We start from the raw sequence: 12430 nt of genomic DNA on the forward strand, positions 1-12430 counted from the left end.
TCGATCTGTCGGTGGCGAATTCTGGGAAATGGGATGTCTGAACCGGTCGGCCAAGGCAGCGTTCAGGAGAGCAGGGCCCGCCCGGGGCAGCGCCGGATCGCGCAATGGATGCGCGACTATGTTCGCCTTCCCGGCATTCCCGACGAGTACATTGGCGAGGACGGCGCGCCGCGTCCGGTCTGGACCCGCTTCTTCGATGCCTTTGCCGCGCTGTCGCCAGCCGACATCGAACGGCGTTTTGCCTCCGCCGACCGCCATCTGCACGAGGCCGGCGTCACCTACCGCACGCCCGGCGATACATCGGACCGGATCTGGCCGCTCAGCCATTTGCCGCTGATCATCGACGCCGCCGATTGGCGGCAACTGGCCGGCGCCGTCGCGCAGCGGGCGCAGCTCATGGAAATGATACTCGCCGATCTCTATGGTGAGGGCCGCCTGGTCGCCAGCGGTGCGATTCCGGCCGCGGCGATCGCCGGCAGCAGCGAATATCTGCGCGCGGTCAGCGGCATCAAACCGCCGGGCGGCCGCTATCTGCACCTCTATGCCGCCGATGTCGGCCGCGGACCGGACGGACGCTGGTGGGTGCTCGGCGACCGCACGCAGGCGCCTTCGGGCGCGGGCTATGCGCTGGAAAACCGTCTGGTGCTGTCGCGCGCATTTTCCAATCTCTACAAGTCGATGAATGTCGAGCGCGTCGCGCCGTTCTTCGAGGCATTCCGCGACTCGCTGCGCGCCAGCGCCGATCGCGACGAGCCGCGGATCGGCCTGCTCACGCCGGGCGCGTTCAGCGAGACCTATTTCGAGCACGCAACCCTCGCGCGCTATCTCGGCTTTCTGCTGGTCGAGGGCGACGATCTCGCGGTCAGCGGCGACCGCGTTCATATCCGCACCGTGGCCGGGTTGAAGCGGCTCGACGTGCTGCTGCGCCGGGTCGATTCCAACATGCTCGATCCGCTCGAGCTCGATGCGTCGTCCTATCTCGGCGTGCCGGGCCTCGTCGAGGTGCTGCGCAAGGGCGGCGTCGTGGTCGCCAACATGCCGGGTTCGGGGGTGCTGGAGGCGCGCGCGCTGCTCGGCTTCCTGCCCAATCTGTGTCGCCGCCTGCTCAGTGAAGATCTCATGATGCCGCACATCGCGACCTGGTGGTGCGGTCAAAAATCCGCCCGCGAGGCGGTGTTGTCGGAACTCGACGAGTTCGCGATCGAGGGCGCCTATGGCCGTGGCGTTCCCGGCTTCCCCGGCAGCGGTCCGGTGCTCGCGAGCGAATTGACGGCAGCCGAACGCGACCGGCTGAAGGATGCGATCGTCAGTCGCGGCATCGACTATGTCGGCCAGGAACTGGTGCGCCTCTCAACCACGCCGGTCTGGGAGAACGGCCGCATCGCGCCGCGTCCGTTCGTGTTGCGCGTGTTCGCGGCGGCGACGCCGAACGGCTGGACCGTGCTGCCCGGCGGCTTCTGCCGGATCGCAGAGCGCGCCGATGCGCGCGCGGTCTCGATGGGTGACGGAGCAAGTTCCGCCGACGTCTGGGTCGTGTCCGACAAGGCGGTTTCGAGCGCGACGCTGTTGCCCGCGGTCGACACCGTGCGCATCCGCCGCATCGCAGGCGTGCTGCCGAGCCGTGCCGCCGACAATCTGTTCTGGCTCGGCCGCTACCTGGAACGCGCCGAAGCGACCATCCGGTTGATCCGCGCGCTGTGCACGCCGTTGCGCGATCCCGCGAAGGGAAATTCGGCCGGCGCGCCGCCGCCGCTGCACTCGGCCGAGCGCATCCAGCGCATGCTCGTGGCCTGGGGAGCGACTTCGCAGACCGCGCGCGCCAACCCGGCGAAAATCGCGCTCGACGCTTTGCAGAATGAGGAAAGATTCGGCTCGGCCCTCTCGCTGGTGCGATCGGCGCAGCGCATGGCGACGTCGCTGCGCGAGCGGCTGTCACCGGATGCCTGGCAGGTCATCACCGAAATGGCCGATCGGCTCGCCATCGAGGTCCACGACGATGACGGCGTGGTCAGCGCCGCCGAGCTGACGCTGCAGGAGCTCGCAAGCTTTGCCGGCCTTGCGCAGGAGAACATGAATCGCGCGGCAGGCTGGCGCTTCCTCGAGATGGGCCGCCGCGCCGAGCGCGCCATCAACACCACGCGTTTCGCCCGCCAGTTCGCCTGTGACGAGGCGGGCGACGAGGACCTCGACACTCTCTTGACGCTGGTCGATTGCCAGATCACCTATCGCTCGCGCTACCTGGTGCAGCCGCTGCTGGTGCCGGTGCGGGATCTCGCGGTGCTCGATCCCTACAATCCGCGTTCCGTCGCATTCCAGGTCGCCAGCCTGAACGAGCATATCGCCGCGCTGCCGAGCTTGCGGGAGCACGGCCTGATCGAGCGGCCGCAGCGTCTTGCGGTGGCGGTGGAAGCGATGCTGACCACCGCGGAGGCGGGAACGCTCGATGCCCGGACGCTGTTCGCGCTGGAGCAGGATCTGCTCACGCTGGCCGACGCCATCGGGCTGCAATATTTCCCGCACGGGCCCAATGCCAGCCGTCCGGAGAAGCTCACGGGCCTCGCGTGATCTACGACATCCGTCATGTCACGACCTACAGCTACGAGACGCCGGTGAGCTTCGCGCGCTGCTCGCTGCGGCTGGAGCCGTTGTCCGGCGACGGCCAGGAGCTGATCTCCCACAGCGTCGAAATCCGCCCGAAGGTGGCGGAGCGCACGCACCGGCGCGACTTCTTCGGCACGCTGACGGAAGGCGTCCTGATCGAGACCGCGCATCGCAATCTCCGCATCGATTCGCGCTCGCGCGTCGCGGTCGCGCGGCGGGCACCGCGCCGTGACGCGGCGAGCCCAACCTGGGAAGATGTGCGCGATATTGCATTCGAGGCGTCGAGCCTCGGCCCGGCATCGCCGGTCGGCTACGTCTTTGCCAGCGCGCTGGTGCCGGTGCTGCGGCCGGTGACGGACTATGCCGCTGCAAGCTTTCCGGCCGGAGGCGGCGTCCTGTCAGGCGCGGCCGACCTGATGCGTCGCATCCGCGCCGAGTTCAAATATGATCCGAAGGCAACGGTGATCTCGACCCCGCTGAAGGACGTGTTCGAGAAGCGCCACGGCGTCTGCCAGGATTTCGCCCATGTGATGATCGCGGGCCTTCGCGGGCTCGGCCTGCCCGCCGCCTATGTCAGCGGTTACCTGCGCACGATTCCGCCGCCCGGCCAGCCGCGGTTGCAGGGCGCCGACGCGACCCATGCCTGGGTTTCGGTCTGGTGCGGCGCCGAGCTTGGCTGGATCGGCTTCGATCCGACCAACGATCTCGTGGTCGCGAACGATCACATCATCCTCGCCATCGGTCGCGACTTCTCCGACGTCTCGCCGGTCGACGGAGTCATCGTCGGCGCACGCAAGCAGAAGCTCGGCGTGGCGGTCGACGTGCTGTTGGTGGAGTGAAGCGGTAAGACCCAGGTCGGCTCACATGCCGCTTCCACCGCCGCCGCCACCACCACCTCCACCACCTCCAGCCTGTCTGGAATTCTCATAGTTGAAGTCTCTGGGTTCACGAGGCGCGTAGACGGACGCGCCCGGATAGCTCGTCTTCCAGCCCTGCATCGAATGCCTTGGCGCGTGGCTGGAGACGATCAGAGGGTGTTTCTGGGAGGCATGATGCTGCTTGTCCGGCGTTTTACTTGATACAGTCCGGGCAAGCGCGGCCGGAGCGGCGGCTATTGCGGCCGCGGCAGAAAGTGCGATTATCGTTGTCTTCATTTGCGGCCTCCTTTTGAGATTGGCCCATCGCGCTTTCCCGCGACGGCTCGATCCATCGGGCCCCATCCTGACCTCAACACCGAACAAGCCGAATTCTTCCTTCGCGACCTCAAAAGCCCATCCTGCGATCGCCTGGGTCAGATCGGCCTCGAAATGGGATATGGAGGCCGCCTGCGTCCTGCTACGACGCAGGAGAACATCAATGGAATGTTGGTAAGGTCTTCGAAGTACGGTTTGATCCGCTGTCAGCAACCGTTGCGCCGACGATCGCAAGGGCTGAGTTCGGCAAGCCCAACCAGGGGCATATCGCGTTGCTGAGGCGAAAGGAGACGTTCGATGACTACAATCAAGCACTTGTCGACGGGATTGATCGCAATCGCCCTGCTCACAACGTCCGCCGTGGGTCACGAGAATTTCACGGCCGGGCGACACGTCATCGGCAGGGACACTGCGAGCACCGCCACCGCCGGCCGCTGGTTTATCACCCCTGGCGGCATTCCAGTATGGTTCGGTCCGTCGGTTCGGGGCAGGCCCGGCAACATTTGCGACGACGCGGACAATGGGAGGATATGCTGATTGAGCCCTCGGAGAGGGTCAAAAGCCGGCGCGAGGACTCACGTCAGGGCCGCAGTTCGATGCGTCCCTTGACCCGCGCAGCTTCCCGCCCGAGCAGGATAGTTTCGCCATCGCGCCAGCGGGTCAGAAAGTCGTGGGCGTGATGGCTCAGCAGATGGCCGGATTGCCCGGGAGCAACGACGAACAGGCTGCGATCGAGATCCGCCAGATCGTAGACTCCGCGATAGGACGGCCCGTGCACCGAATCGAGACCGTTCCAGCCGGTGCTGCCGCGGTCCACAGTGCTGTCGTCGCCCGGGCTGGCGATGCGCGCGACCGCAAACGAGCCGATGACCGGAAATCGGCTGAGGAGCGGATGAGCGAACACCGCAGCATGCGCCGCGCCCCAGCGCCAGGTCGACGGATCCGGGCCAAAGCGCTGGGCCAGCTCCGAGGTGACATCGGTGAGTGTGGCGGCGAGCAATACCGAGCAATCGGTCCCGCACCAATGCGCACCCGCCGGACTCAGAACGAAGGCGATGAACTCCGCGGAGGCGATTGCGGCGGAAGGCTTGATGCCGGCACGTCGCAGAATTTCGTGGCGAAAGCGCTGCATCCAGGCATCGAAGATCAGCGGCTGCGGTTTATCCATCTCCATGGCGCCGTCCCAGTCAGTCAACGTCGCCACCGCCCTGGCAGCGGTCGGATCCGTCGGATGCACCTTGAGCAGGACGGGGAGGAGTTCGATCGCGTATGCGCTGACCACGTCGCGTTGCATCGCCGCAAAATCCGCGGCGGTGTGCCGCTCGTTCGCGGCAATGCGAGCTTGGATACGCCGACTGCGCCAGTCGCCGAACCAATCGCGCGCGAGGAACAGGGGGCCGGACGGGGCGATGCGCTCGTTGGCATTGGCAAGCCATCCGCTCGCGGGACTGACGTCGTGCGGCAGCTCGTCGCCGGTCGCCCAGCCGATCCAATCATGCGCTCCGTCCGCGCCAGGCACCGGCATGCTGCCGTCACCGGTGCGACGAATCGGTATGCGGCCGGTGACGTAGAGGGCGATGCGATCATGATCGGCGACCAGCAGATTCAGCACGGGCGACGTGATCTCGGCGGCGGCCCGTGCGGCCTCCTCGACATTCTGCGCCTGGTTCAACGCCATCAAGCCGGCCGCTGCTGTATTTCCCGGAGCCAGATTGGCTGCTTGCAGCGCCAGAAGCGGTTTCTGTTCGTCCTTCAGCAGGTCGCTTATCAGCGGGCCATGGCGGGTCTCGCGCACGCGCAGAATTTCGTCCGGCTGCCCGCGCACATGAATGCGCTCCTCCCGCACGGCGAAAGCGCGCAGGCCATCAGGTGTCGCGTAGCCGCCATCCACGGATGTCTCGACAAAGAGATCCTGAACGTCGGCGCCAGTGTCGGTGAAGGTCCAGGCGATGCGGCGGTTGTGGCCGATCATGAGGAAGGGCAATCCCGGGGCGGTGGCCCCGGCCAGCGTCTCTTTCGGCGTGTCGATGCGGGCGAGATACCAGATGCCGGGCATGCCGAAGGCGAGATGCGGATCGCCCGCGAGCAGTGGCGCGCCGGTCGTACTGTGCCGGCCGTCGACCGCCCACTCGTTGCTCGCTCTGCGTGACTGGTTGAAGGGCGCAGTAAAATCGGGCAGCGCGGCCATGAGGTGTCGCACTGGGCCGGCGAGGGCGGGATCGAGCATCGCGTGCGGCTGTCCGGTCCTTCGATCCTGCGGCCAAAGCTCATCGATCTCCCGCTGCGGCAATTTGTCGGCGATGCTGAGCCGGGCGAGTTCGACACGCCAGTTGTGAGAAAGCCAGACTGCCATCGTCTCACCCCAAAGCAGGCTGTCCACGGGACTCCAGGGCTCAGGTGTGCCGATGACCAGGAACTCCTCCCCGCTGAAGCGACCACGTTCGCGTATCCATGCGTTGACGCCCCGGGCATAGGCTTCCAGCATACGGCGCGTCGGCATCGGCAGAGCTTCGAAATTGGATGAGGCGTGACCATGAAGGCCGAGCGTGCGCATCATCCGATCCATCGGCAGCGTCGCCGGCCCGGCGATCTCGGACAGTCGCCCGGACGCCGAACGTCGCATGAGATCCATTTGAAACATCCGGTCGCGCGCATGCAGGTAGCCAAGGGACGTCGCGGCATCGATCATGTTCGCGGCGCGGATTCGCGGCACACCATCCGCGTCCAGACTCACGCTCGTCGTGGCGGAAAGGCCGGGGATCTGCAATTCATGGGTGGACGGCGGCAGGGTCTGCCAAAGCAAGACGGCAACGATGCAAGTTCCCGCCAGCAAAAACGCCACGCCATAAGCAATTGTCTTGACCGCTATCGCCTTCATCAGTTGCCATCCCGCCCAGCCCGCCAGGCAAACCTTGTACCGATGCGTCGCCCGTTGTGACGGAGTTGCGGATTTGTCAGGTCGACAATCTCTCGCGCGAGAGAAAATGGCAGATGTGAACGCTGGGAACGCTCTCTAGGTGCGTATTTCCCAAACGATCAGCCGTGTGAAATGTCTCGAATATTCACCATCATTCCCGCTGTTGAAAGTCGTCGCAGTCGACAGCCTCGCCAAGAACAATTGGTCCCGAGATGTTACCGGGCGATGTCATCCGTCGGGAGAGTGGTTACCCTTGTAATCGAACAGGTCGACGATCTCGAACGACATTGCACGGCAGAAGCCTATGGACCTCATCGAGCTCCTTGGCGTGATGGACTCCCCATTCGATGAGGGAATCCAGCACGGGCCGCAGGCTTTCGCCGAGTGGGGTGAGCAGGTATTCGATCCCCTGACTATCGCCGCTGCTGGGCTGCCGGCTCACCATTCCATGTTCCTCGAGCGCTCGCAGCTGCTCGATCAACACCTTCTGCGAGATGCCGACAATGCGCTTTTCCAGCTCGCATGTGCGTTGCGGGCCATCCATCAGCACATCGAGAATGACCGCCTTCCAGCGTCCCGAAAGGACGCCTAGCGCACGCTCGACCGGCAAGCCCGGCAATCTCTTGATGATCTTCATCCGCCGACCACTGACCAAAGGGTGTGTAGATGGCAATGACCACCGAAGAATAACCTTCGGCAGGAATCTGCTCGAAGGGTGATCTATGACCGGCTTGTTCGAAACTCAACTGCTTGGCGGCACTGTTCCGCTGAAGAACCGCATCGTCATGCCACCCATGACCCGGACGCGAACGTCCGAGGGCGACCTCCCGACCGATGGTGACCTTCCGAACGAACTGATCGCCACCTATTACGGCCAGCGGGCCAATGCCGGCCTGATCATTGCCGAGGCGACCGACGTGGATCAGTCGAGCCACGGTTACGCGAGGACACCCGGAATCCACTCGGAAGCCCAAATGCAGGGCTGGCGGCTGGTAACCGATCAGGTTCACCGTCATGGCGGCACGATCTTTCTGCAGTTGTGGCACGTCGGCAGGATGGCCCATTCCTCGATTCTGCCGAACGGCCGGGCCCCGGTGGGCGTGACCGGGCAACGGGCAGAGGGCTCGTCGGTGTTTGCGCACGGCCCGGACGGCCGGTTGGGCTATATGCCTGCGGAGACGCCGAGGCCGCTCAGCACGGATGAGGTGTCGGCCATGGTGGGCACCTTCGCCAAAGCCGCCGCCAGTGCACGGAAGGTCGGATTCGATGGAGTCGAACTCCATGCGGCCAACGGCTATCTGTTCGAGCAGTTCATGAACTCGGTGCTCAACACGCGCACCGACCGCTACGGCGGGGGCAGCATGGAAGATCGTACGCGCTTCCTGATGGAAGTCGTCGATGCGGTGGTGGCTGAATTCGGTCCGGGGCGCGTCGGTGTTCGCCTGTCTCCGTTCGGCAAGTACAACTCCATGCCGCCGGAGCCGCTTGTCGAGGAAACGTTTCTGTACGTTGCCGAGCAACTGGGGCGCCGCGGCGTGGCATACATCCATCTGCTCTACGAACTGCTGCCCGAAGGAAACATGGAGACCGCGGAGTTCAAGCCTCGGTACCTCGACCACGCTCTGCTCGCCAAGGCTCGCGCGGTGTTCCCTGGCGCCTTCATCTGGTGTGGCGGCTTCAACGACCGCGAGCGCGCCCAGGCGGCGCTCGACAGCGGGCTGGTGGACCTGATCGCTTTCGGCAGGTCCTTTATCGCGAACCCGGATCTTGCCGCGCGTCTCAAGCACGGCTGGCCGTTAGCCGTGGCGGACCGATCAACTTATTACACCAGGTGTGGCGAGGTGGGTTACACGGACTTCCCTGCATATCGATCGGTAGCGCTGCGCGCGGCGGCCGGCTGACCGCGGCGGTGGGTCGCGCAGGCGTTCGGTGCCGGGCGGTTCTGAGGACCCCTGCCGGTCGACCACGAAACCCGGCCACACGTCGCTGGCGAGGTCGTCCTGATTTCCCCAGTATCCAGATGTGAAGTTTAACCCAACCCCAAGCAAAGGAGCCCCATGTGGACGCACCAACGAAGACTGCCGACCCCACCATCGTCAACGGCATCGATGTCGACGACCTGTTTGCGCTGATCGACGACGTCAGGCGCGAACCTGCCAGAGGCAAGACGAATTGGCACGTCATCACGACCTGGCGGGGCCAGACGCGGAGCCGCGCCGAAATCGAGCGTTATGAACTCGGCGGAGAAAGGGTGCCACGTCGGTTCTCGATCGATATCGACGAGCCCCGCGAACTCGGCGGATCGAACAATTTCGCCAATCCGCAGGAGCATCTGGTCGCGGCGCTCAACGCCTGCATGACCGTCGGATACGTGGCGCAGTGCGCGGTGCGTGGAATCACCCTCGAAAGCCTGTCGATCGAGACCGATGGCGACATCGATCTTCGCGGCTTCCTCGGGATCGATCCTGCCGTGACGCCCGGCTACGAGACCCTCAGCTATACCGTCCGTATCAAAGGCAGCGGCACAAAAGAGCAGTTCGCCGAGGTCCACGAGACGGTGATGGCGACCTCGCCCAACTTCTACAATCTATCCCGGGCCGTGGCTCTCAAACCGGCCTTGATCGTGGAGTGATTGCATGATGGCGCAACCGTCGTACGGTCCCGGTCACACAGTTCGGAGGGATGCAATGCCCAAAGCGGTGATCATTGGCGTCGGTCCGGATCGAGGACTCGGCGCTCAACTCTGCAAACGTTTTGCTAGGGAGGGGCTCGACGTTGTCGTGGCCGGGCGCACTCAAGCGTCACTGGACGCGGTCGTCGCTGATATCGAGAGAGCGGGAGGCAAAGCTTCCCCGTTCGTTGCGGACGCCACCAACGAGGCTGACGTTGCCGCGCTGTTCGACCATGCCGGCGCCGTGGTGGATCTGGCCATCTACAACGCGGGCAATAACACGTCGGGCCGCATCCTCGAGATGGAGGCGGATTATTTCGAGAAGAGTTGGCGGGTCGCATGTTTCGGCGGGTTTCTGTTCGGGCGGGAGGCGCTGCGCCGCATGATCCCGGAGAAGCGAGGTACCATCCTGTTCACCGGCGCCAGCGCCTCGCTGCGCGGTCGGGCCGGTTATGGCGCCTTCAATTCCGCCAAGGCGGGCCTGCGGGCGTTCGCCCAGGCGATGGCCAAGGAATACGGTTCTGAGGGAATCCACGTCGGCCACGTCGTCGTCGATGGTGCCGTCGACGGTGACGTGATCCGCAGACGCTTTCCGGACGCCGACGCGCACCGCGACAGGTTGCTCGATCTCGAGGGCATCGTGGAATGCTACGCCTTCCTCTACCGGCAGCATCACAAGGCTTGGTCGTTCGAGGTCGACGTCCGAACGTCCGCGGAGCCTTGGTGAGCACTCGTGGCGGAAACTCAGCGGCCCTTTGAAGTTGGAATTACGGTCGCAGTGCACTTAACTCGGCGACCACGATCGTGGAATTAAGTGCACTGTCAGCGCATTTCGCGATTGCTCGGTGCATTGAAGATGTGCAGATTACTGATTTGGAAATAAATCATGTGCTGCCAAATATTGGACCGACTGACATTCGAGGCATTTGGTTTCCACAGGGATTTTGAGTTGCGGTACGGTTTACTCAATTCAGCGGAATTACGCGACAGAACCCGGGCCGCCGGCGATCAAGTGCACCCTCACCGTAACTCAACGCCTGAAGCGGAGCGTCACCCCCGGATGCCCCTGGGCCATCCTACTGTCGAAACTGCAATGGGATGCCGGATAAGCAGGCCCACAACCCGCGATTGAAGAGCGATTGACGGAGGAAAATTAGCATGAAAGCCGCGCTGCTATCACTGGCACTCTTGGGAATCCAGCCTGTGCTGGCCTCCGATCGGGTTCCTACGTTGAATGTCGAGGCGATGTGCAAGGCGACCACGGCGACCGACAAGGCAATGGGCCTTGTACTGGCCCAGAGCTTTGCAGCGTGTATGCGCGATGAAAACACCGCCCATAAGCAATTGCTGACTGTTTGGCGGAAAAATCCTGGCTCCGTTCGCGATGAGTGCGAAGGCGAGGCCATGGCCGGTGGAATTCAAAGTTATGTTGATCTTCTCACCTGTATGCAGATGGCGGACTGGGTGCGTCCTGCTTCACAGGCAACTCGCCTCAGAGGAGCAAGCAAGAATCGAAATGCGAATTAGGAAACCACGGTGACGGTGTCACACCGCACCCTTGGGGTGAAACACGATAATTTCAGTAACAGTGCGATTGCCACGATGCGCTATCGCGCGTTGTTTTGCGCGAAGCGCTTGCCGTTGATCTGCGCGTCTTTTTCAACGGAGCCTGCCAGAAGCCGACCTTGCTGACGTAGCTGAGCGTCGGGTCCGGTCCGATCGCCGACAACACGGCGAATCCATTCGGCAAGCCGTCGCATGAACACGGCCAGCGTGCCAAGTGCGCGTCGCCGGGCATGGGCGCGTCAGCCGGCCTGTTACCACTGTAACTCGAATTCTATCGCCTCCGTCGGATCGACGTCGCATGCTTCGACGACGTTGCTTGACGGCACAACCTTGCATGTAGGTCACGCCCTGATGTGACAGGCCTTGGCCGCCGATCTCGCGGAATGATGTCCTCGGAAACGAGTAGAGACAAATGGCCAAATACCGTCACGATCTGCCGCAACGCCATGGCGGCGCCTTCCTCACCGATGGGGGCTTGATTACGACGCTGATCTTTCAGGAGGGCATCGATCTGCCGCACCTCGCGGCGTTCGTATTGCTCGACTCCGAACGGGGACGCGAGCGTCTGACAAAATACTATGAATCCTATCTCGCTATTGCACGGCGTCACCGCGTTGGATTTGTGCTGAGTAGCCCGACCTGGCGGGCCAACCACGATTGGGCAGAGAAGCTTGGCTACGACGCTGCGGCGCTGGATGCGATCAACAGAGATTCCATCGCTTTTCTCGAAATTCTGCGTGGCAGGTGGGAGGCGACTTGTGAGCCCTCGCATTTGCCCTGTGTCATCAACGGATCGATCGGCCCGCGTGGCGACGGATACAAGGCGGGGCACATGGATGCGGAGGAGGCGGAAGCCTATCATGGCGAGCAAATCGCTTCCTTCGTTGAGGGCGGGGCCGACATGGTGACGGCCTTCACAATTACCAACATCCATGAGGCCGTCGGCATCGCCCGTGCCGCCAAAAGACAGAGTATTCCGTGTGCGATTTCATTCACGGTGGAGACAGACGGACGCCTGGTGACAGGCGAGACACTGCGGCAGGCGATCGAAACCGTCGACCACGAGACGAATGGAGCGCCGGAATATTTCATGATCAACTGTGCGCATCCGACGCACTTCGCGCAAACGCTCGACAGCAGGGCGGGGTGGACCAAGCGCATCTACGGCATCAGAGCCAATGCCTCGATACGAAGTCACGCCGAACTCAACGAGTCCGAAACGCTGGACTCCGGCAATCCGCAGGATCTTGGCCATCGCTATCGTAGCCTAAGAACGACGTTTCCGACGATGCGGATTCTTGGAGGTTGCTGCGGCACGGATCACCGTCACGTTGCAGCAATCGCGGCCGAGTGCCTGCCGGTTTGAAAGCGCATCGACGTGGCGTGATGACCGCTTGCCGATCGCTCGTACTCGCCGGGATCCTCGATCACTGATTTGCCCGACGCGGCAAGTCCTGGGGCGAGAAATATTCCGCTTCCGGA

Annotated in this window: 12 protein-coding genes; 8 read left to right on the forward strand and 4 right to left on the reverse strand. The window is 63.5% G+C overall.

Features of this window, described 5'->3' with window-relative positions:
- Positions 1-33 precede the first annotated feature (33 nt).
- A complete protein-coding gene (locus tag JQ553_RS15425) occupies positions 34-2565 on the forward strand; it encodes a circularly permuted type 2 ATP-grasp protein (RefSeq protein ID WP_212500808.1) in 2532 nt (843 codons plus the stop codon).
- Positions 2562-3440: a transglutaminase family protein gene (locus JQ553_RS15430; RefSeq protein WP_212500809.1), complete on the forward strand. Its 879-nt coding sequence runs from the start codon at positions 2562-2564 to the stop codon at positions 3438-3440. The genes JQ553_RS15425 and JQ553_RS15430 overlap by 4 nt, the downstream gene beginning before the upstream one ends.
- 21 nt (positions 3441-3461) lie before the next feature.
- Here the strand turns inward: JQ553_RS15430 and JQ553_RS34450 are convergent, their stop codons facing one another.
- Positions 3462-4007, reverse strand: a complete 546-nt coding sequence (locus JQ553_RS34450) for a hypothetical protein (protein WP_249144283.1) — start codon at positions 4005-4007, stop codon at positions 3462-3464.
- Positions 4008-4091: 84 nt separating this feature from the next.
- Here JQ553_RS34450 and JQ553_RS15440 point away from each other — a divergent pair, with 84 nt between their 5' ends.
- Positions 4092-4331, forward strand: a complete 240-nt coding sequence (locus JQ553_RS15440; protein ID WP_212500810.1) for a hypothetical protein — start codon at positions 4092-4094, stop codon at positions 4329-4331.
- Positions 4332-4374: 43 nt separating this feature from the next.
- Here the strand turns inward: JQ553_RS15440 and JQ553_RS15445 are convergent, their stop codons facing one another.
- Complete coding sequence (locus JQ553_RS15445) at positions 4375-6672, reverse strand: penicillin acylase family protein (RefSeq protein ID WP_212500811.1); 2298 nt, start codon at positions 6670-6672, stop codon at positions 4375-4377.
- A gap of 286 nt (positions 6673-6958) precedes the next feature.
- Positions 6959-7348: a helix-turn-helix domain-containing protein gene (locus JQ553_RS15450; RefSeq protein ID WP_212500812.1), complete on the reverse strand. Its 390-nt coding sequence runs from the start codon at positions 7346-7348 to the stop codon at positions 6959-6961.
- Between the two features lie 85 nt (positions 7349-7433).
- Between JQ553_RS15450 and JQ553_RS15455 the strand changes: the two genes are divergently transcribed.
- From JQ553_RS15455 to JQ553_RS15470, 4 genes are all read left to right on the forward strand, one after another.
- A complete protein-coding gene (locus tag JQ553_RS15455) occupies positions 7434-8612 on the forward strand; it encodes an alkene reductase (protein ID WP_212500813.1) in 1179 nt (392 codons plus the stop codon).
- A 158-nt stretch (positions 8613-8770) separates the two neighbouring features.
- Entirely contained in the window at positions 8771-9343 is a 573-nt protein-coding gene (locus JQ553_RS15460) for an OsmC family protein (RefSeq protein ID WP_212500814.1), read from the forward strand.
- A 55-nt stretch (positions 9344-9398) separates the two neighbouring features.
- Positions 9399-10109 carry an SDR family NAD(P)-dependent oxidoreductase gene (locus tag JQ553_RS15465; protein ID WP_212500815.1) on the forward strand — a complete coding sequence of 237 codons (711 nt, stop codon included), beginning with the start codon at positions 9399-9401 and terminating at the stop codon, positions 10107-10109.
- Between the two features lie 431 nt (positions 10110-10540).
- Positions 10541-10909 carry a hypothetical protein gene (locus JQ553_RS15470; RefSeq protein ID WP_212500816.1) on the forward strand — a complete coding sequence of 123 codons (369 nt, stop codon included), beginning with the start codon at positions 10541-10543 and terminating at the stop codon, positions 10907-10909.
- Between the two features lie 80 nt (positions 10910-10989).
- Here the strand turns inward: JQ553_RS15470 and JQ553_RS15475 are convergent, their stop codons facing one another.
- Positions 10990-11142, reverse strand: coding sequence for a hypothetical protein (locus JQ553_RS15475; RefSeq protein ID WP_212500817.1), 153 nt, complete (start codon positions 11140-11142; stop codon positions 10990-10992).
- Between the two features lie 218 nt (positions 11143-11360).
- Here JQ553_RS15475 and JQ553_RS15480 point away from each other — a divergent pair, with 218 nt between their 5' ends.
- Complete coding sequence (locus JQ553_RS15480; protein ID WP_212500818.1) at positions 11361-12314, forward strand: homocysteine S-methyltransferase family protein; 954 nt, start codon at positions 11361-11363, stop codon at positions 12312-12314.
- Positions 12315-12430: the final 116 nt, after the last annotated feature.

Source organism: Bradyrhizobium lablabi (genome assembly GCF_018131005.1).
Taxonomy (GTDB): Bacteria; Pseudomonadota; Alphaproteobacteria; order Rhizobiales; family Xanthobacteraceae; genus Bradyrhizobium; species Bradyrhizobium lablabi_D.